This is a genomic window from Carnobacterium maltaromaticum DSM 20342 (genome assembly GCF_000744945.1).
Taxonomy (GTDB): domain Bacteria; phylum Bacillota; class Bacilli; order Lactobacillales; family Carnobacteriaceae; genus Carnobacterium; species Carnobacterium maltaromaticum.
Genome location: NZ_JQMX01000001.1, coordinates 2170035 through 2193401, shown reverse-complemented (window position 1 = coordinate 2193401; position 23367 = coordinate 2170035). Strand labels below are relative to the sequence as shown.

The following is a 23367-nucleotide window of genomic DNA, read 5'->3' as shown; positions in this document are numbered from 1 at the left end:
TTTTTGAATTTTTTTAATAAACATTAAATATAACTACGGTTACAAAGTGTTTGCTTTCCTCCGTCCAGTGGCGATAGATGCCGCCAATTTGCTGTAAGAGACCGTCAATATTTTTCATACCAAAACCTTCATTTTTTCTATGGTGCCTTGTTGAAAGTTCTTCGGGATTGAAGTTGTTTGATACTTCAACAAGTAGATCGTTATTGAACTGCTTAATCACAATGTTGATATGTCTATCTTCAGGACATATTCTGATGGACGCTTGAATAGCGTTATCAATAACATTCCCAATGACAATAGCCAGTATATCATTGTTTATTTTAACATTTTTTGAGATGAATATTTGATGATCTACCTTAATCTGATTCTTATCGGCCTCAGCAAGTTTTTGGTTTAATAAATAGTTTAAAACTCCATCTGATGCATAAGTCTTAGTCGGTGGCTCCAAAATTTCAAAGGTACTTTTGATATAATCAACTGCTTCATTTAACTCATCATTTTCAATAAGTCCAAGTATTGTAAGGTACTGATTTTTCAAGTCATGCTTCAGTTTTAATACAGTTGTTCTATTTTTTTTAATTTCGTTTAGAATTCTATATTCTGCTTCAATATTTTTTTTGTTGAGAGAAATATCGTATTGCTCTTTTTGATGCTCTATAGTTATTTTGTAAAGAAATATGACACAAACATTTAGTATTATAACACTACTGGTTATAGCAGCCTCAGATATTTGATTGCTTCCTGACTGGTCATTCCTCATTAGAAGTCCAAAAAGAATGATGATAGAGAGGACTGGGATAGAGATTAAGAACAATGTAGAGGTTAAACTTGTAGATAGCTTCGATTCATTTCCTTTAACGATTGAAAATTTTATTATGATGATTCCAATCAACTCAATTAGGGTTGTAAATGTGATAGAGACTATGGCAAATTTAGGGTTGTCATAAGACGTTGAACTTGTATTAATGATTAGTCTCGTAATGTTTAATGACAAGACTTCGCAAATTAAATTCATTGAAATTAGTGTTATAGTCCATACTATAGAATCTAAGTAGGGGACAGAATGTAAAATTGCTACTGAGTAGATTAGTATAACGCTTAATAATAAGTTAACGTAAGGCAGATTAGTATTTGGTATGTAAACACTTGATATAGTGCTTGCCAAAACGACTAATAAAATTGTGCTAATCCAAGTAGCTTTGTAAAATCTACTCTTTTTTATATTTATGGTTGACCAATTAGAAAAAAAATAGGAGACAAGAAACAGGTAGGTCAGCAAACTTAAATTTCGTAATGCTATACTTAACATTAAATCTTTCCTCTCATGGACATCACAATATTTTCATGTGACGAGGCTTTGAATCGTCTACTGATAGGGATTTCAACAAACTCATCTTTAAAATTTAGTATGAGAAAATTATTTCCTAACTCTTTTATAAAGGAGCAGTTTATTATGAATGAGGAATGGATTTGAACGAAATCAACATTCAGCTGTTCCTTCATTTGATTTGTAGACATGTAAGGCTTATACGTCTCTTCGATGGTATGTATCAAGACTTGCCTTTTTTCTTTTTCGAAATACACGATATCTTTAGTTGGGATTTTATGAGTCACTTTATTTATTGAAAATATGAAGTGATTTTCGGACATACCAATATGTTGATTTAGCTTATCCAAGACTTGTTTCATTCTATCTTTTGTAGGTGGCTTTAATAAATAGTCGAATGTTTGCACCTGGAAAACTTCTTCCATATACTCTTTATAACTTGTTAAGAAAACGATAGGAGATAAAATACCTCGTTCTCGTATGTTTTTTGCCAAATCGATTCCGCTCATTTCGTCCATTTCAATGTCCAAGATAAAAAAATCGAATTTCTCGATATCGAGTTGATTAATAAGATTGTGAGGATTATAGAACGTAAATGTTTCAAACATATTTGGGTCATAGTCAGTCAACATGGTATTTATTACCTCGGTTAATGATGGGTTATCATCACATATAGCAACTTTCAATAATCAAACCTCCATTTTTTTAGAATCTATATATACATTATGAATTAATCTATCTTCAAATACAATCCCTTGTAAGATATTGCTTAAATAGATATCAAAATCACCCGTGAGAATGGGTGGTCAGATTGTAGACAAAATCCATTTAATCAATAATGTGAATCGTCATTTAGTATCAGCCAATCCAGGTGAAGGTACTGACAAGTGGTCCAACGACTCCTCCGATTGTGCCAGAAAATCCAGCGACTAACGAAATAGATATAGCCCAAGTTCAGGGCAATTTACCAACAACTGGCGAACAAAAAATGAATGGATTAGTTATGCTGGGATTACTTTTAATGGTGGTCAATTTTACCCTTTTCATGAAGATGAAAGAAAGGCAACCATACAATGAAAACTAAATAGAGGTAGTCAACAACGGATTTTCTGCGTTGTTGACTACCTCTATTTTAGTTTCTAGCTGGAAAGAGAAATAGTTTCCAAAAATGTCGTTAAACGAGAAAGATTATCCACTAAATTTCCATCATTCCATAGAAAATAAGGTGTAAGAGTGAGATTTTTTTCAAAATAGCTATAACTATGTTCTTATTAAGTTAATACGAGTAAATTAGTAAGTAAAATCAGAATCACTTAAACTAATAAATGTTGGTTTTTCTATTTTTAGTGATAAAATTAGTTTAGCTATAACTACATGACTGGAGGATGAGTATGAATACACTTTATGAAGTATCGAGTTTTACTGTAGCAGGAGAAGGAGGGAATCTTGCTGGAGTTAAGTTACTAAAAGAAGATGAAAACCTTTCTACTAATGAAATGCAGGTGATTGCCAAAGCTTTGAATTATTCTGAGACTGCATTTGTTAAACCACTAAACAAAGGTGAATTCCAATTAAGATATTTTACACCGCTAGCAGAGGTGCCTTTATGTGGACATGCTACAATTGCAGCTTTTAGTTTGATGAGTCAATTAAATCAATTGGCTATGGGAAACTATATCATGCATACTAAAGCAGGCCGATTATCAATTTCTGTATTAGCAGAGGCTACAATTTTTATGGAACAATCTTTACCAATTTTTTATGATGAAAAGCCTGACAGAGGGTTGATTGCTCATTCTTTAGGGATAGAAACGAGCGACATCCCTAGTGATTATCCAATTGAAATTGTCTCAACTGGCTTAAAAGATTTAATTATTCCGGTGAAAAATACAACTATATTGCAAAATCTTAAGCCTAATATGAACAAAATTCGTGAAATTTCAGATCAACTCGATATAATCGGCTATCATGTCTTTGCTTTAGATGATGAGAATCAGCATTTAATCCATTGCCGTAATTTTGCCCCGCTTGTAGGGATTGACGAAGAATATGCTACGGGGACTTCTAATGGAGCTTTGGCTTGTTATCTATTTAAACATGATACTCTCCAAGGCAATGTTGAATATACATTTTCACAAGGTCGACAATCTATCCAGCAAAAGGGGAAAGTTTTAGTTGAGTTAAAAGCAACAGGAGCAAAAATTGAACAGGTTTTTGTGGGTGGACAGGCAGTCGTGAAACGAGCACTAGATAATCTTTAGTGACGATACCTAATTTTAGTAGGGGAATATAAGAGGAGGAGAAAAGATGCAGAAAGAGTTTAGAAAAATGGTCTATAATGATCTTCCGGCAATCAAAAAATACAAAGAAGAATTTATAAAAAGCGAAGAAAATATGGATGGAACTGGCGGACTTTCCGCAGCAGTAAACATTGAAGAATGGTTTTGCCGTTCAGTCGAAAATGAGAATGAAAACAGCATCTCTGATAAACTAGTGCCAGCAATTCAGTACATTTATATAGATCATTCAACAAATAAAATAATAGGGATGCTACAACTGCGTTTAAAATTAAATCAGTACTTAACTAGTATCGGTGGGCATATTGGTTATTCTATTAATCCCACAGAACGAAAAAAAGGCTACGGAAAACAAATGTTGAAACAAGCTTTGATTGAGGCAAAGAAGCAAGGTTTAGAAAAAGTTTTGCTCACTTGCGATAGTGACAATCAGGGGAGCCGTAAGATTATTGAAAGCAACCGTGGAATATTAGAAGAGACTATTTTTAATGAAGAAAGAGCGAAAACTATAAATCGATATTGGATTTATTTAGAATAAGATTTCGCCAAAGTAGTTAAAGGTGCTAAATCGCAAAACAGCCAGGTCACATAAAAAAGTAGCTAAAATGTTGATTGCTGGATAAATCCGTAGCCTGTTCGATGGAAAATGATATTGTTAGTTTATATAATTAATTATTTTTTCTTTAATTAAAGGGGACAAACAACTATTCTTACGTATTGATTGATATAATAAAGTTGAAATTATTTTTAAGAATCATAACTTGGGAAGAGGAGCGATTGTGATGAAAAAATTTGGAGTAGGCATTCTATTAATGGCAAGTTTGTTCTTGGTAACAGCATGTGGTAATGGAGGAAATACGAAAGAAACCAAAAAAGAGGACACTAGCACTTCGGCAAAGAGCGCTAAAGATAAAAAAGCAAAAACATCAGATAAAACGAGTTCAGAGGCAAGCACTTCAAAAGAAAGCGAAGTTGTAACACCGACAAAAAATGAACTGTCTATTGCTGGGTTTTGGTTGGCCACTGGAAAAGAGGATCAAAAAGGCAGCTCCTGGAAATTTGAAAATAATGTATTAACAGTAAATGGGCAAGAAAATTGGACTTACAGTGTTGCAGACAATCTGGATAAAAACGGGTATACGGTTATTACGATTACCAACGATCAGTCTGAAAATCATGCTTTACTAGTCAAAAAAACAGCAAACGGCTTTGAAGGAATCACGGTAGAAGGGGATGCGTATCAAAGTTATTTAAATGATGAAAATGCTCCCGTTGGAAATCAAGTCATTACTTTTGTGCCTCAAGCAGAGATAGATAATTTAACTTGGAGCGGTATCGATAATGCAATTGATTTTTATGAAGGCGTTTATAAAAATACAGCGAATGAAGAGAGTAAAGATATAAACTGGGACAATTATCGTAGAGATTTATGGACCATCGTTCCAGATGGAACTCAAGGGAATACTATTACACTTCACTGGACAAATATTGGCGGCGCAGGCGGAAGTTACGTCCAACTAATCAAAGGGCAAGACACAACTGAAATGATTCAATATGATGGAAATGCAGCCTATCCAGATAGCCCTAGCAAGAAAATGACAATTAGAAATTCTGATTTCAAAGTCCTATAATTTAAGCTGAGAATGCAAAATAACCAGAAAACTATCCTTTATAAGATAGTTTTCTGGTTATTTTTAGTTATTTCTTTAACGTAATGGTAAAGCTACTGCCATTTCCTAGGCTGCTCTTCAAACCAATCTCTCCGTCACAAATCCGAAGAATATTTTTTACTAAAGACATACCTAACCCGTTTCCTTCTTTGGAGTGGGAGGCATCGCCTTGATAAAATTTATCAAAGAGACGTTGCTGTGTTTCGCTGGACATTCCGCTACCTTGATCCGTAATTTTAACTATTACTGTATCCGTTAGGTTCATTAGTTTAACCTTAACAACGCCATTTTCAGGCGAAAATTTAATGGCATTATCTAATAAGTTAATCCACATTTGTTGCAACAAGTCTTCGTCTGAATTGAGAATGGAGTCATCTAACTCTAACTCCCATATAATTCTTTTTTTCTGCCATTTTGGTTCTAATAAAAGGATAGTCTGGCGAAGTTGCTCATCTAACTGAATAGCGCGTTTTTCAGAAATAATTTCATGATTTTCTACTTTTGATAAATGTAAAATAGTACTGGATAAAGTCGTTAAGCGACCCGATTCCTGAATAATAATAGCAACGTATTTTTGGCGCTCTTCTTCACTTAAATTAGGATTTTCTAGAAGCTTAGCAAACCCTTGTATTGACACAATCGGCGTCTTAAATTCATGTGAAAAATGATTAATAAAATCACTACGAAGCGTTTCAATTCCGCTTAATTCTTTTGTCATCCGATTAAAACTCTTGGTTAGTTCTTCAAGCTCATAAGGGACATGTTTAAATTTTAATTCGACTGTAAAATCTCCAGATGCCACACGGTTAAATGCTTCAATCGCCATTTTGTATGGACGTGTTGCTCGTTTGCTGGAGATACCAGTTAACATTGTTCCAGTTAAAATACTAATAAAAAGCAAAAGAAGAATTGGACCAAAAAGACGGTATTTTTCAGGAAAACGTGGGAAATATTGCAGCATCCCAGTTTTAAATAGTAGTAAAATAATCAAAGCTACAATAACAGTTGAGCAGAGCATCATTAAAAAAACAAATAGAACAAGGCTCATCGTTAAACTAAACCGACTAAATAGTTTTTTCATATATTTTTCACCGCTTTGTATCCTAATCCTCGGACAGTGACAATTGTAAACTCTGGATACTCAACAAATCGCTCACGCAATCGATTGATGTGAACGTTGACTGTTCGCTCATCAGTTTCCGTTTCATAGCCCCAAATTTCATCCATTAACTGCAAACGCGTAAAGATTTTATCGGGATAGGCTAATAATTTAAAAAGGAGATAAAATTCTTTTTTGGGTAAAGTTTGTTGTAGAGTTCCTCTAGAAACAGTCAGTGAGTCTGAATCCAACGTAACTTCTCCAAGAACAATTTTATGTTCAATCGCAATTTTTGAGCGGCGCAGTAATGCGAGAATGCGTAGAATCATCTCTTCTTCATCAACAGGTTTGGTCATATAATCATCAGTTCCAACTAAAAAGCCTTTTTTCTTTTCGCTAGGGGTTTCTTTAGCTGTGACCATTAAAATCGGCAATTGAAAATCAGCTTCTCTTAAGTTTTGTGTCAACTGGTACCCATCCATTTCAGGTATCATAATATCTAAGATAATTAGGCTAATCATTCTTTTATCAAGCACATCTAAGGCTTCAATGCCATTAGTAGCAGTAACGGTTTGAAAGCCATTATTTTTTAGAATAATCTCCATTAAATTTCGAGTATGTGGATCATCTTCAACGATTAAAATTGTTTCCATTATGCGAATCCCTCCCTTGATAGTCATTGGTATGTTCATTTTACCAAATAAGTTTGAAAATAACAGCACACTTCTTTATTTTGAAGTTGTTAATCTTCAGTTTACATTAGTCAGATAAACTAAAGGTGAACAAGAAGGGGAGAGTGAATCAAATGCTACAACTAAAAAATATTTTTAAAAAATATACAACTGGAGAATTTACGCAAATTGCCTTAGACGGAGTTAGTTTGAATTTTAGAAAAAATGAATTTGCTGCGATCTTAGGACCAAGTGGTTCAGGTAAAACGACTTTATTAAATATTATTGGTGGTTTGGATCAGTACGATGAAGGGGATTTGCTGATTAATGGACAATCAACGAAGAAGTATAAAGATGGAGATTGGGATGCGTATCGTAATAATAGCGTAGGTTTTATTTTTCAAAGCTATAATCTAATTGGTCATCTAACCGTTCTTGATAATGTTAAAATGGGAATGACATTAAGTGGTGTACCAAAAGCAGAACAAAATCAGCGTGCTCTGGATGTTCTTGAAAGAGTGGGCTTGAAAGAGCACACGCATAAGAAACCTAATCAACTTTCTGGCGGACAAATGCAGCGAGTGGCCATTGCCAGATCGTTAGTGAATGATCCTGATATTATTTTAGCAGATGAACCAACTGGAGCTTTAGACACACAAACGAGTCAACAAATTATGGACTTAATCGCTGAAATTGCAAAAGATAAATTAGTTATTATGGTGACGCATAATCCAGACTTAGCAGAAGAATTTGCAGATCGTATTATTGAGTTTCGTGATGGGGAAGTTATGTCTGATTCAAATCCCATGACAGCCTCAGAGCCCTCTAAAAATTATCAATTAAAGAAAACGAGTATGAGTTTTTGGAATGCCTTGACTCTTTCTGGGAAAAATATCTGGACTAAAAAATGGCGAACGGCTTTAATTGCCTTTGCATCTAGTATCGGTATTATTGGTATTGCCTTAGTTTTGTCACTATCTAACGGTTTTAGTAAGCAAATAGATTCAATCGAAAATGATACATTGTCAGGTTTTCCGATTACGATTACCGAAACAGCTAATGACATGACATTTGGTCCAAGCAATCGACTAGCCACAGAAGAAGACGACAAGGCCAATGAAAAACAACGTAAAACGGAAGCTGTGTTTCCGGAACAGCCAGCAGAAGAAGAAACAGTCCATGAAAATAGCTTGTCAAAGGAGTATATTGCCTATTTAGCGGATATGGATTCGAACTTAATTTCAGGGATGTCCTTTACGCGTAATGTGAATATGAATTTAATCCATCAAAACGATGGTGAAGTAGCCGCGGTTCAGACAGATAGTTTAAATTTAACTAGCTATCCAACAAATGGCGAGGCCAAAGGTTCTTCTTTCTTAGAACAAAATTATGATTTATTAGCAGGTAGCTACCCGACAGGTAAAAATGATTTAATCTTAGTTGTAGGGGAAAATAATCAACTAGCAAGTGGTATGGTGGATGCCTTAGGTTTAGACAGCAGTCAAAAAGAAATTAATTTTGATCAGTTTATAGGACAAGAAATGACCTCTATTTTCAATGATGATTTCTACACTGAAACGAATGGATTTTTTAAGCTTAATCCTGATTTGACTAGTTTATATGAAGGTGAATCTGGTACGGACTTAAAAATTGTCGGCGTCATTCGCGGCAAAGAAGACCTTTCTATTGCTGGATTGAGTGAAGGTGTTAAATACTCAGATACATTAGCGCAGGAATTTATTGGAAATGCACAAAAATCAGCTATTGTACTCGCACAAGAAGCTGCAGATTTCAATGTTATGACTGGAGAAGTTTTCAGTACAAACACAGGTGGCGCAGTAGATCCACGGAGCTTTAGCCCAGAAAACAATCCATTAACTGCGACAGTTAGTACCGTCACAAAAGATCAGTTATTAACTCGCTTTGGTGCAATTGAAAAACCAAGTGGAATAACGATTTATCCAGCTGATTTTGAGAAAAAAGAGCAAGTTTTGGAGCATTTAGATCAATGGAATAAAGACCAATCTGAAGAAAAACAAGTAGTTTATACAGATATGGCAGCTACAGTGACGTCCTTAATGGGGAATACATTAGATGCGATTACAGTAGTCTTGGTCGCATTTGCAGCAATTTCATTAGTCGTTTCTTTAATCATGATTGGAATTATCACTTATATTTCAGTTATGGAAAGAACGAAAGAAATCGGTGTTTTACGTGCATTAGGAGCGCGTAAAAAAGATATTACTCGTGTCTTTAATGCTGAAACCTTTATTATTGGTACTTTTTCGGGATTATTAGGAATCGGAATTGCCTATCTAGTCACAATTCCAGCGAATATTGTGATGGAAAACGTGACAGGATTAGCCGATGTTGCACAATTAAACCCACTTCATGCCCTTGCTTTAATTATAGTCAGTGTTTTATTAACGATGTTAGGCGGTTTAATTCCAGCAAGATTAGCAGCGAAAAAAGATCCAGTCGAAGCGTTGAGAAGTGAGTAAATGGGGAGCAGGGGAACTCAGTTTTTAGCTGAGATAAAACAGATGCTACATTTGATAGATGAAAAATATCCAACTCATATATTAGATGATCCGGAACACTTTATCGCATGTTTTAAAAAACAAGAGCAGGCTATCGAAGAAATTAGTTTAATGCTTACAAACTTTAGAAATAGCCATGAACTGATGGATATAAAAGAGCAAAAGTTAGTAGGGGAATTAAAAAAAATCATGAAAGAGCAGGAAGAAATGCGCCTGGTTTTTCATGACTGGGGGAATCCCTTAGCTATTTTTTCTCAACAACAAGCTGTTCTCAAAGAGATAAAAACGACTTTAAGTTTTGAAACGTGAAACAAACAATCAAAGCTCGGAAAACGGTGTTAAGGCTAATAGTTATCAGCCTTAACACCGTTTTATGAGTTTTTTTATTCTTCAATAATATGTTGGACACGCCCAACTTGGTCAGATTCAACCAGCATGACTTTAATACCATGAGGATGACTGCTACTATTCGTTAGGATACGTTTAATATGCCCTCTAGTTAACGTTCCAGTTCGTTGATCTTTTTTTAAAACGATATCAACAAGCTGCCCAACTTTTAAATTACTGCGATTTTTCCCGTTCATTTTTTCACCTACTATTCTTAGCTGCTATCCGTTTATTTACTTGTTTAGTATAGCAGAATTTGGTTATAAATAGGCAAGGATGAATAAATTAATGCAATAGCGAGCATAAAGTATTATACTGATACTAGATGGATAATAGATAAATGTTGGAGGATCAAAATGACGAATAATGATATATTAATTAGATTGAGATATGCTTTAAATATTAAAGATGCTGATATGGTTGAAATTTTTCGAATGGGTGGCATTGAATTAACTAAGGCGGAAGTTCAAAAAATGTTGATTAACCCTAAAAAAAATACGACAACAGAAGTTGAAAAAAGTGAACCGATTGTTAATGAAGAGCTTAAAGTATGTGATAATTTTATGTTGGAATCCTTTTTAAATGGTTTAATCATTTCACAAAGAGGTCGCAAAGAGACAACTGGCGATGATACTCAAAAACCTGAATTAATGATTAAAAATGATCGAAGCGTCAATAATGTTTTGTTGAAAAAAGTCAAAATTGCTCTTTCTTTAACGAGTGACGATATTCTTGATATGCTAGATGAAGCCGGAGTTCGTATTTCCAATAGCGAATTGAGTGCCGTTCTTCGTAAAGAGGGACATCGGAATTATAAAGAATGTGGGGATCGTTACGCTCGCAACTTCTTAAAAGGACTTGCATTAAGGTACCGTGGATAACAAGCAAATAAAACGAAAAGATGGCTATCTGACTCCAATCAATGGGCGCAGATAGCCATCTTCTTTCATTTTAGGATCAATCGGAAGAAGATGAGTAGCAAAAAAGCTAGGAAATTCCTTTCTTGACATGAGAAGCATTACATACTGTATGCTAAAGTTAGATAAAAGAATGATACAGGGAGGCATAAAAATGAAAATCGTTTTTTCAGATATAGATGGTACATTTCATCAAATGGGTGCGGAGATTCCACAAATAAATTTAGATGCAATTGATGCAATGCATCAACAAGGGGATCGATTTGTATTTGTCAGTGGTCGTAGTTGTACGCAAATTGAAAAGATGCAAGAGGAACTTGGCAAAGAAGGAGATATTATTTTTGGAAATGGGGCTGGTTTTAAATTAGTGGGACAGCCAGCTCAATATGAAAACTGTCTTTCTTTAGAAACATGCGTAAATATCATGAAATTTTTGGATCAAGAAAATATTTTTTACCATATTCATACGAGTGAAGAGGTCTATTTAAAACCTGTTCAATACTTTACTAAACATTTCAAAGAGTTGCGTAAAACCTTTCTGCCGATGGGTGAGCAAGGCCAACAGATTATGGATTTTAAAGAAAATTATTTTACAAATGACTGTGTGCATCATGAAGATTTAGGAACTTTTTTCAAAGAAAATCCCCAAATTAAATTATTGAAAATAGAAGTCATGGAAAGTGATGAAGCTAAAACAATTAAAATTGTGGAAATGTTAGCCAACGAAAATGTGTATGCTTTTTCGTCATTTTTCACAGGGCTAGAAATTGTCAATCCGAGTAGCAATAAAGGTTCTGCTATCAACCAATATATGAAGCTTTTTCCTGACGCAACTTCTTATGGAATTGGAGATGCCGAGAATGATTTACCGATGTTAGAAGTTGTTGATATCGCTGTTGCAGTAGACAATGCAACCGAAATAGTGAAAGAAGCTTGCCAAGAATTTACATTAGACTGCCTTAATGGTGGCGTAGGACACTACATCTATGAGAAAATAATCGTATAAAGAAAATTTTGATTGGAGGAAATGATGGATATTACAGTTGATTTAGCCAAAAAATTGATTTTTAAACAATTTCCTCAGTGGTCACATTTAGAAATAAAGCCAGTTAAAAATAGCGGACATGATAATCGAACCTTCCATTTCGGTGATGATTTGACGATTCGCTTGCCTAGTGGAAAAGAATACGAACCACAAATTCAAAAAGAAGCTAAATGGCTACCTGTTTTAGCCCAGCACCTTTCTTTGCCAATCACTGCTCCAGTCGCTAAAGGAAAACCAACACCAGAATATCCTTTAGCTTGGTCAATTAACCGCTGGTTAGTAGGAGAAACAGTTACACATACAAACGTTGATTTACAAAAATTTGCAATTGAATTAGCTCGTTTTTTAAAAGAATTAGAAGCAATAAATGCTGAAAATGGACCTCAAGCTGGCGCGCATAACTTCTACCGTGGAGGGGATTTAGCAGTATACACAGCAGAATTTGAACAAGCATTAACTCAATTACCAGCAGGACCTCAGCGCAACCACTACCAAGATATTTGGACAACGGCTCTTGCAACAAAGTGGGAGAAAAAACCAGTGTGGGTTCATGGTGATATTGCTGTAGGCAACCTTTTAGTAAATGACGGGCATTTATCAGGTGTAATAGATTTTGGTATCCTTGGAACGGGAGATCCTGCCTGTGATTTAGTGATGGCTTGGACCTTTTTTGATTCAAAGAGTCGCAAAGCTTTTAAGGAAGAGATGGGACTTGATGACACTACATGGCAGCGAGGAAAAGCCTGGGCTTTATGGAAAGCGCTCATTACCCCTGATGATGCCGTATCGAAAAAAGTTTTGGTGGATATGCTAGCAGTAGACTAAAGGCAACTAATAAGGATTAGGTGAGCAGATGGATAACCAAGAAATAAGGACGTTAAGACTGGCTAACCAGCAGATTTCAAGTACCAATTTTAAGAAGCCAGAAGAGCTTGTTCAGTATCTAGGCGCGATGCAGGCGCAGGAATACGCAATGGCAAAATGGGCGATTGGATTGCGCATCCCAAATTTAACAGTGCAAGATGTTGATGCCGCAATTGATGCCGGGAAAATTATTCGGATGCATTTATTACGTCCAACCTGGCATTTTATTGTACCAGAGGATAGTCGGTGGATGTTGGCATTAACGGCACCGCAGATTCATAAAAAAATCAAAAGCTTCTATAGTAAATTCGATTTAACGCCAAAAAAAATGCATCAAGCTTGTAGTATTATTGAAGAGGCATTAGTAGAGAAGGAGTTAACTCGGAAAGAATTAGCTACAATAGTCGCTGAAAAAGGCATTCAAACAACGAGCCAAAGTTTTTCCTTTATTATTCTTTTTGGAGAATTAGAGGGGCTACTTTGTAGTGGCAAGATGAGGGGAAATCAAGCTGTTTACACATTGCTCAGTAAATTTATTGCACCCTTAACTTCGTTTATTCGAGAAGAAGCATTGACCAAATTAGCCCTTCGTTACTTTACTAGCCGTGGACCTGCAACAGTACAAGATTTTGCTTATTGGTCAGGTTTATCAATTAAAGATGCACGATTAGGAACACAATTCTTATCGAATGATTTTAGTTCGTTTCTTAATGATGGAAAAGAGTATTGGTATTTGCCAAAGAATAATGCTTATGTTCCAAATGACTGCGGAACTTTTTTATTTCCTGATTTTGATGAATATGGTATTAGTTATAAAAATCGAAATATTTTTTTAAACAAAGAATATCCAATCAGCCCCTTTATGGAGCACAAGCATTGGTTGATGGTGGAAGGTATGATTGAAGGAACTTGGCAATCGGATAAAAGTGATTTATCAGAGGTGAGAATTGACTTATTTAATCCGAAAAAAAGAGTAAATCAACATGCTATCCATAAGGCGGTAGCTAACTATCAGCAGTTTCATTTAAAATAAAAAAATAACCTACCTAGAGAAATAATCAAAATGATTAGGTTCTAGTAAGGTTATTTTTTTACCGATCAATAATAGTATCGTGAACAAGTCCGCTAGCTTTCATAAACATGTAGGTCACAATTGGACCTACAAATTTGAAGCCTTTTTTCTTCAGCTCTTTAGCAACTTTTTCAGACAAAGGGGATGAAGTTGGGACTTCCGAAGCCTCTGTATACTCATATTCAATCGTTTGATTGTCGACGAATTGCCAAAGGTAAGCAGCAAAACTGCCATACTCTTTTTGAATTCCAATAATTGCACGAGCATTTGTGATGGTTGCATTTATTTTCCTAGGATTACGAATCATGGCTGGGTCTTCCATAATTCGTTCGACATCATCAGGCATCATCGCCGCAACTTTTAAAATATCCATTTGCTGAAAATTACGTAAAAAAACATCGCGTTTATTGACAACCATTTTCCACCCAAGTCCAACTTGAAAGGTTCCAACTGTCAATAATTCAAATAGTAATTGGTCGTCGTGGGTTGGCGTTCCCCATTGATTTTGATAAAACTGAATCCCAGTACTAGCAGTTGAATTTTTTTTCATGATAAAACCTCCCAATCTAAAAGTTAAACTTGTCCGCTAGTTTAATTGACTAATTAGCCTTTTAATTGTTGTTCTAATGCCAGTCTTTGAATTTTCATAGTAGCTGTTCTTGGCAATTCATCAAAGGTCATCATAATCGGTTCATTTAAATGAGGTAGATCAGAAACACTTGCCCACCAACGATTCCAGTCCATTTCGTGTGTTGGATAAACGGCTAAAACAGGCTGAGGGCTCCCGTTTTTACCACGAATAATGACAACTTCTTCTAAGAATGTTAACTCATCTAATAATTTGTCTTCAATTGCCAAAGTGCTAGCAATTGTATCAACTAAATCAACTTGTCGATCTTGCAAGTGTAATTTTCCATGAGTATCTTTAAATCCGTAATCCCCACTGTCCCACCAATTGCCATAAAGATTATCTTCAAAGCGCGTTTCTTCTTTATAATACGTTAATGCGCGGCCTTTTGAAAGCATTTGGATGTTTCCACTAATGTTAGCTGCAACAGGATTCCCTGCTTGATCGACAATCCGAACTTCAGTTAAACCAGGCATCCCAACACCCATATCACGAGCATTAATTTTTTTAATGGAAGATAAATTATGAACACGCATAATCATTGGACCGCATTCACTTTGACCATATACTTGTAAGAAAACGGGTTTCTTAAACGTTGAACAACGTAAAAATGTAGCTAATGTTTCTTTATTAATGGCATCAAAAGTTGAATGGTAATATTTAATGCTACTGAAGACTTCAGGTTTTTCTCTAGCTAGAGAAGCCCATTGCACAAAATGATTCGGATGGGTTTCTAAGACACCCGGTTGGTAGTCGCCTAAGACTTTAGTTACATTTTCCGCTGACGAATCAGCAATAGCTAATAATGGAAAGCCTTTTGCCATTAGAGATGAAATTCCAATATTAAAACGTGAATGAACTGGTGAAATATGGAATGCAACCAATTCTTTTTCTTTAATAAAATCAAAAATATTTTTTTGCCATTTTGTTCTCCAGCCCATCGAATTTGCAGAATGAGCAATCAATTTAGGAATTCCAGTTGTTCCAGATGTATGGGTCATGTATGAAATAACGTCTTTTTCCAACTCCTCTTGCTGACAAATTTCGTCAATTTCAACAGCTAGTAATTCATCTACTGCAATTAATTTGTTCTTTGGTAAATTTTGTAATTGGGCGCACTTGCTCGAAGTTTCACTATCGAAAAGTACCCAAGGTTGATCTAAGCGATTTACAAAGACATCGATCGTTTCAGCTGGTAAATGTGCTGAGACCATGATAGGAACAGCGCCCAAATAAGAAATTGCCACTGCAGCAAGATAGGTATCAAATTTAGCTGATTTATAAACAATTACTTTGTCGGCTTTTTTTACACCGATTTTTTTAAGTTGGGTAGCTTTTTTTAAAATAGCAGCAGTACATTCTGAATAGGTAGTTTGTAGATTTAATTCTGGGAAAGCCAATAAAGGTTCGTCAAAATAGATTGGGGTTTCTGGAAATTCTTTCGCCGCATTTGCAAAATTTGTATACAAATTAAGGGGTTCATATTTATTATACATAGATTATTCACACGCTCCTTTTTATTTAGTTCAAATAATTATAGCATTTGACCAAATAAAGTCTAGCAGTTCTTTGTGTTATTTTAAGCGGATTTATTTTTCTTAATTGATTCATTTAAAAGAGAGTGAAATAAGAAATTAAAATTAAGTGTAAATTAGGTCCTATTGAAAGGCAAAAAGTGGTAAGATAGGAAAAGGAATTATTTCAAAGGAAGTTTTAAAAATATAAATAGTCGAGGTTAGCAAATGAAAAAAATCGGGTTTGATCCACAACAGTATATTGAAGAGCAGTCAAAATATATTCTTGAGCGAGTTCATGATTACGACAAATTGTATCTTGAATTTGGTGGGAAATTAATTGGGGACAAGCATGCTAAACGTGTTTTGCCAGGTTTTGATGAAGATTCAAAGATTAAATTGTTACAAAAGCTAAAAGATCAAGCAGAAATCTTAATTTGTGTGTACGCAGGCGATATTGAACGCAATAAGATTCGTGGCGACTATGGTATTACTTATGATATGGATATTTTACGCTTGATTGATGAATTAAGAGGCTATGGTTTAGAAATTAATAGCGTAGTGATCACTCGTTATAATGGACAACCAGCAACGAAACTTTTTATTAACAAGTTAGAAAGACGAAATATCAAGGTCTATAAACATACAGCAATTGAAGATTACCCAACCAATATCGATAAGATTGTGAGTGAAGAGGGATTTGGTAAAAACAGTTATATTCCAACAACCAAACCAATTGTAGTCGTGACTGCACCAGGTCCAGGCAGTGGGAAATTAGCTACTTGTTTAAGCCAACTTTATCATGAAAGTCGTCATGGCAAAGCTGCAGGATATTCTAAATTTGAAACATTCCCAGTTTGGAATGTGCCTTTAAAACATCCATTGAACATTGCTTATGAAGCGGCAACGGTGGATCTTAAAGACGTTAATATGATTGATTCGTTCCACTTTGATAAGTATCAAACTGTTGCAGTCAACTACAATCGCGATGTTGAGACATTCCCTGTTATTAAGCGTATTATTGAGCGGATTACAGGAAAAGAGTCCGTTTATCAATCTCCAACAGACATGGGAGTTAACCGCGTTGGTTTTGGTATTACAGACGATGATGTTGTCCAAGAAGCAGCAAAACAGGAAATTATTCGTCGCTGTTTTGCAACAGAATGTGACTTTAAAAAAGGGCTAGTTGATGAAGAAACAGTTAATCGAATTAAGTTAATTATGGAAGAAGTAGAACTGAAAAAAGAAGATCGTGGACCTGTTAAACGAGCGCGCCATTATTCTGAAAAGCTTAAAGAGCAGAATGAAACCAACGAAACTCCGGGAGTCATTGCTTTTGAGTTACAAGATGGCCGAATTGTTACTGGTAAAACCACTTCATTGATGGATTCTTGTTCAGCAGCAATCTTAAATTCACTTAAAATACTTGCTAATATTTCAGATGAAATTTTCTTGCTATCGCCATTAGTCTTAGAAACGATTCAAAATATGAAGACAAACGATTTACACAGTAAAATCACTTCTCTAAATGCTAATGAAATTCTGATTGCTTTAGCCATTAGTGCGGTTACGAATCCGACTGCCCAATTAGCTTATGATAAGCTAGCTGAGTTAGCGGATGTCCAAGCCCACTCAACAGTTATGTTAAGTAAAAATGATGAGCAAATTTTACGAGAATTAGGCATAGATATTACGTGTGATCCCATTTATTCTTCTGAGAATTTGTATTACATCTAAAAAATATAAGGGCTAAGACTAAACTAAAAGTCTTAGTCTCTTTTTATTTACTTAAGAATCAACAAGTTGTACTATGTAAAGTAAGAATGAGGGTATTTAGTGAAAGGAAGTTTCAAATGAAAATAAGTGTTCGTCACCGATTTATCAAGAAAATACCAGTCTTAGAAGTGGTCATGGATGAGTTGAAATTAGCTCCATTACCTCTAGTTATTTATTACCATGGCTGGCAATCTTCGAAAGAATTAGTTTTAACTCAAGCTAGAAAATTAGCAAAGAAAGGCATCCGCGTTTTATTACCTGATGCGATGAACCATGGAGAACGTCGCGTGGGAGCCATTTCTACAATTCCAGCGATGACTTTTTGGTCAAGTGTTCAATTTAATCTCGCTGAATTTTCTCAGTTAACCCATTTTTATCAAAAACAAGGCTTAATTCAAAATGAAAAAATTGGTGTAGGTGGTGTTTCTATGGGTGGGATTACTACTTGTGCGCTTTTAACGCAACATCCAGAAATTCAAGTAGCTGCATGTATCATGGGAACGCCGGCTCCAACTAGCTATTTACAACTAGTCTTACGTACTGTAGCTGAACGAGATATCTTTGTACCACAGGATCTACCACTCTTATTAAATTGGCTAGATAATTATGATTTAGCTCTTAATCCTAGTAAATTAGCCAAGCGTCCATTATTATTTTGGCATGGTAAAGAAGACGAAAAAATCCCATTTGAATCCGCTTATGATTTTTATGAAGAAATCAAGGAACATGAATATGCAGAAAATGTTCTTTTTCTAGTTGATGAAAAAGAGCGCCATTTGGTGCGCAGTGAAGTAATGGATCAAGTTACAGAATTTTTTACAGAGGAATTAATTGGAATAAATGAATGAGTTTTCTGAACTAGTCAGTTTAGGAAAGAGGCTATACATTAGTTATAGAGTATGCGAAAATAAAGAGGCGTTATTTTAATTATATAGGGTGAACTTATTAAGCTTTTATGGAGCTAAGCGGCTCAACAAACATACTATTAGGCTAGTTCTTATGAGCCAACTCCTCGAGAAAAAGATAAAAATTCGAGAGGACAAAAAGCGTCCTATCAATTTTTCCTATTTTCTTGCCGGAGCTAAACGCCTCAACAAACTTTTTATATAAGGAGAGATAAAATGACTTTTGAAGAAATTCTACCGCATTTAAAAAATGGGAAAAAAATAATTAGATCGGGCTGGGGTGGTTTTGAGTTATACGTATTTTTAGAACCAACTTCAACTCACAAGGGCTCAACGCTAAATCCTTATTTTCTAATTAAAACTGCAGATGAAGGTTACACGATGTTTTCACCAACAGTCTGTGATATTTTAGCAGAAGACTGGGAAATAGTTCAATAATTTAACTAAAAAGTTCATGTGGAAGCGTGAACTTTTTTGGTGTTTTAAAGCAACTGGAAATGAGGGGAATCGATGATCATTGATGAATTTAAGGAAAAAGTAGTGTTTATAACAGGGATTTCTTCTGGTATTGGATTGGCTCAGGCTGAGGCCTTTTTAAAGCAAGGTGCGACTGTTTTTGGAATGGATATTGTCGAACCGGATGTCTTAACTAATGCTGTATTCCAAAATAGTATAGGCCAGAATTTTGCCTATTTAACTGGAGACGTCGCTCAACAAAAAGATGTTAAAGAAGCTGTGAAAACGGCACTATCTACTTTTGGGAAAATTGATATTCTATTAAATACAGCTGGGATATTAGATAACTATACTCCAACTTTAGAAACGGATGAAGCTCTGTGGGATCGTGTCCTAAATACAAACTTAAAAGGAATGTATTTTGTCGCTAATGCAATTTTACCGGGGATGTTAGAGCAAAAGTATGGCGTAATTGTGAATATGGCTTCCATTGCGGGATTAGTTGCAGGAGGCGGCGGAGCGGCATACACCACAGCGAAACATGGTATTATTGGCTACACGAAACAGCTAGACTATGACTATGCTAAACATGGGATTCGCTGTAATGCAATTGCTCCAGGTGCAATCGAAACCCCCATGAACAAAGCTGATTTTGCAGGAACAGGTGAAATGGCAAAATGGGTGGCGAAGGAAACACCAGCTGGAAGATGGGCTCAACCTAAAGAAGTAGCAGATCTAACGCTGTTTTTAGCTAGCAGTTTGGCAGATTATATCCATGGTACAGTGCTACCTATTGATGGTGGCTGGTTAGAAAAATAAAATTTTTAAAAATCGAGAGAAATAAGGTATACTAAATAAAGTTAGATACTTTCTAATTAGCACGACACTACGACACTTTGTTGGCGCACAATCTGAACTCAGACTCGTGTTTCACTTCCTTTGGTCGTAGTTAACACTAAATTCCAAGGCGGGTTCTTAGAATACTGCAGGAATTTACAAAGGAGAAATAAAATGAATAAATTTGAGAAAAACCAATCTGCAAAATGGTCTGCAGCATCCTTAACGAAGATGGCTTTAGTAACAGCTTTGTATGTAACCGTCACTTTAGTTTTTTCGGTGATTAGCTTTGGCGCTATTCAATTTAGATTAGCTGAAATGTTTAATTATTTAGCTGTATTTAATAAGCGTTATATTATCGCTGTCACATTAGGTGTTATGTTAGCCAATTTAGCGTCACCACTGGGGATGATTGATGTCATTGTGGGGGGCCTATCGACTTTTTGTGTCTTAGTATTGGTTTATTTTGTGACCCGAAAAATAAAAAATCAGTTCGTTAAGTTAGCTGTGACAGCATTGATTTGTAGCTTTTCAATGTTTACAATTGCAGCTCAATTGACTCTATTATTAGGTATTCCATTTTGGTTCAGTTGGTTAACAATCGGATTAGGCGAATTCGTCTCAATGACGATTGGCGGAGTGTTGATTCATTGGATCAGTAAAAAAATAGATTTAACTAAATAATTTAACTAAACAGCTTGTTATCACCATTTAGCGAGAGGAAATAAACAGAAATGGCTGTTTATTTCCTCTTTTTATGGTACAGTAACAAGAGAATAAAAAATACAGTTGGAGGGTATCATGACAACATCTTATAAAGATCCATCATTGAAAATTTTTAGTTTAAACGCTAATCAACCATTGGCAGAAAAAATAGCCGAGGTGGTGGGAATTGAGCTAGGTAAAAGTAGTGTGCGTCACTTTAGCGATGGAGAAATTCAAATTAATATTGAAGAAAGTATTCGTGGGGACCATGTTTATATTATTCAATCAACGAATAACCCTGTGAATGACCATTTGCTAGAATTATTAATTATGATTGATGCATTGAAACGAGCTAGTGCTAAGACAATTAATGTAGTCATGCCTTATTTTGGTTATGCAAGACAAGACCGGACAGCGAAACCTAGAGAACCAATTACAGCAAAATTAGTTGCAAATATGATTCAAAAAGCTGGTGCAACTAGAATATTGACGTTAGATTTACACACAGTTCAGTTACAAGGATTTTTTGACATTCCAGTGGACAATTTATTTACTTTGCCATTATTAGCTCGTTATTATCATGAATGTGGCTTAAATAATGAAGAAGTAGTGGTGGTGTCACCTAAAAATAGTGGTGTTGGTAGAGCTAGAACGCTATCTGAATATCTAGATACTACTTTAGCAATCGTTGATCAACATGTTGATGAAAACGGAGAAGAGTCCGGTTATGTAATTGGAAATATCACTGGGAAAACGTGTATCATGATCGATGATATGATTAATACTGGCGAAACATTAGCTAAGGCGGCCAATGTTTTAATGGACAGTGGTGCCAAAGAAGTTTATGCTTGCGCTTCACACGGTTTGTTTTCAGCTAATGCGACAGAAATATTAGAGAATGCTCCGATTAAAAAAATCTGCGTCACGGATTCAATTGATTTAACGGAAAAGAGAACGCCAGAAAACTTAGAAATTATTACGTGTTCTCAGTTAATGGGTGAGGGTATTAAACGGATTCATGAAAATGTACCTATGAGTTCCTTGTTCAAATTTTAATTGAAATTCAAATTATTTTCTTGACTTTTATTTTACCGCTGTGCTAAACTAATGATTATTAAAAAGAGATTAAAAAATAATGTGAAAAAACGATGAAAAGAAGAGTAAACTTGAAATGAAGCGCAAAGAGAGCCTGGCTAGGTGGGAACAGGTGGTGGATAGTAGAGTTGAACATGGTCTTGGAGTTGAATGGCTAAACTGGAGAGAACTCCTTTAGGTCATTCCGGATGCAGCCGTTATATTGCCACAGTTTGACAAGCTTTTTTCAGCTTAAGTACTGGTAGAGACAGATGTAGTGATGCACCTGTAAAAAAAGGTGGTAACGCGAAAATTTCGCCCTTTTATTAAGAATACTCAAAGAGAGTTTCTTGGTAAAAGGGTTTTTTTGTTGTCCTTTTGACTACCTAATTCTTCAGAAAGGGAAGGCAAGACTTGATGAATAGATATGCAATGAAATGAGAATAGATAGAAAAGGGGAGATTGAGTATGAAAAAGAGAATTGGATTAATAACATTGGCAGCAGCATTTATTTTTATTTTAGGGGCATGTGGCGCTAAAGGGACCGGAGATAAAGCAGATAAAGTTGAAAAAGTAAAAATCGGGGTAGTTAGTGAGTCTGCAATCGAAATTTGGAAAGATGTTGCTAAACGCTTAAAAGATCAAAACATTGACTTGGAAGTTGTCGAATTTACGGATTATAATCAGCCCAATATTGCATTGAAAAACGGGGATATTGACTTAAATGCCTTTCAGCATGTGGCCTTTTTAGAAGATTTTAATAAAAATAATGATGCAGATTTAACGCCGATTGGCTTTACTTTTGTTTCGCCATTAGGTATTTACTCTGAAAAAATCAAAGATATAAAAGAGCTTAAAGATGGCGATTCTATCGCGATTCCAAATGACGTTACAAACGGTGGACGTGCTTTACTACTCTTGCAAGCGTTAGATTTGATTAAGTTGGATACAAAGGCTGCTTCTCCAACTGTTAATGATATTACAGAAAATACAAAAAATATTCAGATTAAAGAATTAGATGCTGCCCAAACAGCGCGCTCTTTACAAGATGTAGCAGCAGCAGTTGTCAATACAAACTATGCAGTAGATGCAGGTTTTAGTCCTAAGAAAGATGCACTGTATTTAGACACAGATAATATTTCGGAAGTAAAAGATATATACAAAAATGTAATCGCAGCACGCAAAGCGGACAAAGACAATAAAGTCTATAAAAAGGTAGTTGCAGAATATCAAACAGAAGCAACAAAAAAATTAATTGATTCAACAACAAATGGTACGGATATTCCAATTTGGGATGCAAAATAAGGAAATTTTTTATAAATAGAAAGCTTCTAGTGAAATTCGGTTAATCAAATTTCGCTAGAAGTTTTTTTGTCTATTTATAGTGTTTATTTTGAAAATAGTGTCAGACAAGCGAAGTACATAGGAGTCAATAAAATTTTAAGGGATTCTAAATGCTTAATTCCTAAAAATTGGTTAGATAAGTTTATTTTTTCCTTGAGTTAGGAAAAAATAAACTTATTTTAAATATAACATAATTAAATAAATAGAAGCTATATTTTAAAATTTTAAGATAATAATGT

General features: G+C 35.1%; 24 protein-coding genes and 1 other annotated feature. Of the genes, 17 read left to right on the top strand and 7 right to left on the bottom strand.

Annotation, left to right across the window (positions count from 1 at the left end; translation table 11 throughout):
• Positions 1–13: 13 nt before the first annotated feature.
• Positions 14–1309 (bottom strand): GHKL domain-containing protein, encoded by a 1296-nt coding sequence (locus BR77_RS10240; protein WP_016356290.1) that lies wholly within the window; start codon positions 1307–1309, stop codon positions 14–16.
• On the bottom strand, positions 1309–2013 hold the full coding sequence (locus BR77_RS10235; RefSeq protein WP_015075222.1) for a LytR/AlgR family response regulator transcription factor: 705 nt from the start codon (positions 2011–2013) through the stop codon (positions 1309–1311). Before BR77_RS10235 ends, BR77_RS10240 begins: the two co-directional genes overlap by 1 nt.
• 185 nt (positions 2014–2198) lie before the next feature.
• Here BR77_RS10235 and BR77_RS10230 point away from each other — a divergent pair, with 185 nt between their 5' ends.
• From BR77_RS10230 to BR77_RS10215, 4 genes are all read left to right on the top strand, one after another.
• Entirely contained in the window at positions 2199–2411 is a 213-nt protein-coding gene (locus BR77_RS10230; RefSeq protein WP_015075223.1) for an LPXTG cell wall anchor domain-containing protein, read from the top strand.
• 307 nt (positions 2412–2718) lie between these two features.
• Complete coding sequence (locus BR77_RS10225) at positions 2719–3588, top strand: PhzF family phenazine biosynthesis protein (RefSeq protein WP_015075224.1); 870 nt, start codon at positions 2719–2721, stop codon at positions 3586–3588.
• Positions 3589–3634: 46 nt separating this feature from the next.
• Positions 3635–4162 carry a GNAT family N-acetyltransferase gene (locus BR77_RS10220; RefSeq protein WP_015075225.1) on the top strand — a complete coding sequence of 176 codons (528 nt, stop codon included), beginning with the start codon at positions 3635–3637 and terminating at the stop codon, positions 4160–4162.
• 244 nt (positions 4163–4406) lie between these two features.
• Positions 4407–5255: a hypothetical protein gene (locus BR77_RS10215; RefSeq protein WP_015075226.1), complete on the top strand. Its 849-nt coding sequence runs from the start codon at positions 4407–4409 to the stop codon at positions 5253–5255.
• A 67-nt stretch (positions 5256–5322) separates the two neighbouring features.
• Here the strand turns inward: BR77_RS10215 and BR77_RS10210 are convergent, their stop codons facing one another.
• Complete coding sequence (locus BR77_RS10210) at positions 5323–6375, bottom strand: HAMP domain-containing sensor histidine kinase (protein WP_015075227.1); 1053 nt, start codon at positions 6373–6375, stop codon at positions 5323–5325.
• Positions 6372–7046 carry a response regulator transcription factor gene (locus BR77_RS10205; protein WP_015075228.1) on the bottom strand — a complete coding sequence of 225 codons (675 nt, stop codon included), beginning with the start codon at positions 7044–7046 and terminating at the stop codon, positions 6372–6374. Before BR77_RS10205 ends, BR77_RS10210 begins: the two co-directional genes overlap by 4 nt.
• A 152-nt stretch (positions 7047–7198) precedes the next feature.
• On the opposite strand from BR77_RS10205, the gene BR77_RS10200 reads away from it, so the two are divergent.
• Together BR77_RS10200 and BR77_RS10195 are read left to right on the top strand one after the other, a co-directional pair.
• Positions 7199–9565 carry an ABC transporter ATP-binding protein/permease gene (locus BR77_RS10200; protein WP_016356291.1) on the top strand — a complete coding sequence of 789 codons (2367 nt, stop codon included), beginning with the start codon at positions 7199–7201 and terminating at the stop codon, positions 9563–9565.
• Positions 9566–9607: 42 nt separating this feature from the next.
• Positions 9608–9913 carry a hypothetical protein gene (locus BR77_RS10195; RefSeq protein ID WP_231857784.1) on the top strand — a complete coding sequence of 102 codons (306 nt, stop codon included), beginning with the start codon at positions 9608–9610 and terminating at the stop codon, positions 9911–9913.
• A 74-nt stretch (positions 9914–9987) separates the two neighbouring features.
• Here BR77_RS10195 and BR77_RS10190 read toward each other — a convergent pair whose 3' ends face one another.
• Complete coding sequence (locus BR77_RS10190) at positions 9988–10188, bottom strand: YwbE family protein (protein WP_015075231.1); 201 nt, start codon at positions 10186–10188, stop codon at positions 9988–9990.
• A 159-nt stretch (positions 10189–10347) separates the two neighbouring features.
• On the opposite strand from BR77_RS10190, the gene BR77_RS10185 reads away from it, so the two are divergent.
• The 4 genes from BR77_RS10185 (at position 10348) to BR77_RS10170 (ending at position 13850) form a co-directional block, all read left to right on the top strand.
• Positions 10348–10872 carry a YehS family protein gene (locus BR77_RS10185; protein ID WP_015075232.1) on the top strand — a complete coding sequence of 175 codons (525 nt, stop codon included), beginning with the start codon at positions 10348–10350 and terminating at the stop codon, positions 10870–10872.
• A gap of 190 nt (positions 10873–11062) precedes the next feature.
• The gene (locus BR77_RS10180; protein WP_035064821.1) at positions 11063–11914 is read left to right on the top strand and encodes an HAD-IIB family hydrolase; all 852 of its coding nucleotides are present in this window, start codon (positions 11063–11065) and stop codon (positions 11912–11914) included.
• 24 nt (positions 11915–11938) lie between these two features.
• Positions 11939–12778, top strand: a complete 840-nt coding sequence (locus BR77_RS10175; protein WP_015075235.1) for an aminoglycoside phosphotransferase family protein — start codon at positions 11939–11941, stop codon at positions 12776–12778.
• A gap of 28 nt (positions 12779–12806) precedes the next feature.
• Positions 12807–13850 carry a winged helix DNA-binding domain-containing protein gene (locus BR77_RS10170; RefSeq protein ID WP_015075236.1) on the top strand — a complete coding sequence of 348 codons (1044 nt, stop codon included), beginning with the start codon at positions 12807–12809 and terminating at the stop codon, positions 13848–13850.
• A gap of 58 nt (positions 13851–13908) precedes the next feature.
• Here BR77_RS10170 and BR77_RS10165 read toward each other — a convergent pair whose 3' ends face one another.
• Together BR77_RS10165 and BR77_RS10160 are read right to left on the bottom strand one after the other, a co-directional pair.
• Positions 13909–14439 carry a DNA-3-methyladenine glycosylase I gene (locus tag BR77_RS10165; RefSeq protein WP_015075237.1) on the bottom strand — a complete coding sequence of 177 codons (531 nt, stop codon included), beginning with the start codon at positions 14437–14439 and terminating at the stop codon, positions 13909–13911.
• Between the two features lie 53 nt (positions 14440–14492).
• Positions 14493–16013 (bottom strand): AMP-binding protein, encoded by a 1521-nt coding sequence (locus BR77_RS10160; protein WP_016356292.1) that lies wholly within the window; start codon positions 16011–16013, stop codon positions 14493–14495.
• 246 nt (positions 16014–16259) lie between these two features.
• Here BR77_RS10160 and BR77_RS10155 point away from each other — a divergent pair, with 246 nt between their 5' ends.
• From BR77_RS10155 to BR77_RS10125, 7 genes are all read left to right on the top strand, one after another.
• Positions 16260–17768: a DUF1846 domain-containing protein gene (locus BR77_RS10155; RefSeq protein ID WP_010052576.1), complete on the top strand. Its 1509-nt coding sequence runs from the start codon at positions 16260–16262 to the stop codon at positions 17766–17768.
• A 116-nt stretch (positions 17769–17884) separates the two neighbouring features.
• Complete coding sequence (locus tag BR77_RS10150; protein ID WP_015075241.1) at positions 17885–18655, top strand: alpha/beta fold hydrolase; 771 nt, start codon at positions 17885–17887, stop codon at positions 18653–18655.
• 273 nt (positions 18656–18928) lie between these two features.
• The gene (locus BR77_RS10145) at positions 18929–19150 is read left to right on the top strand and encodes a DUF2829 domain-containing protein (protein ID WP_010052580.1); all 222 of its coding nucleotides are present in this window, start codon (positions 18929–18931) and stop codon (positions 19148–19150) included.
• Between the two features lie 72 nt (positions 19151–19222).
• Positions 19223–19987, top strand: coding sequence for a 3-oxoacyl-ACP reductase (locus tag BR77_RS10140; protein WP_015075243.1), 765 nt, complete (start codon positions 19223–19225; stop codon positions 19985–19987).
• Between the two features lie 192 nt (positions 19988–20179).
• Positions 20180–20689, top strand: a complete 510-nt coding sequence (locus tag BR77_RS10135; RefSeq protein WP_010052582.1) for a QueT transporter family protein — start codon at positions 20180–20182, stop codon at positions 20687–20689.
• 117 nt (positions 20690–20806) lie between these two features.
• Positions 20807–21766 (top strand): ribose-phosphate diphosphokinase, encoded by a 960-nt coding sequence (locus BR77_RS10130; protein WP_015075244.1) that lies wholly within the window; start codon positions 20807–20809, stop codon positions 21764–21766.
• An 83-nt stretch (positions 21767–21849) separates the two neighbouring features.
• Positions 21850–22110 (top strand) — a binding site (T-box leader).
• A gap of 142 nt (positions 22111–22252) precedes the next feature.
• Entirely contained in the window at positions 22253–23089 is an 837-nt protein-coding gene (locus tag BR77_RS10125; protein WP_010052585.1) for a MetQ/NlpA family ABC transporter substrate-binding protein, read from the top strand.
• Positions 23090–23367: the final 278 nt, after the last annotated feature.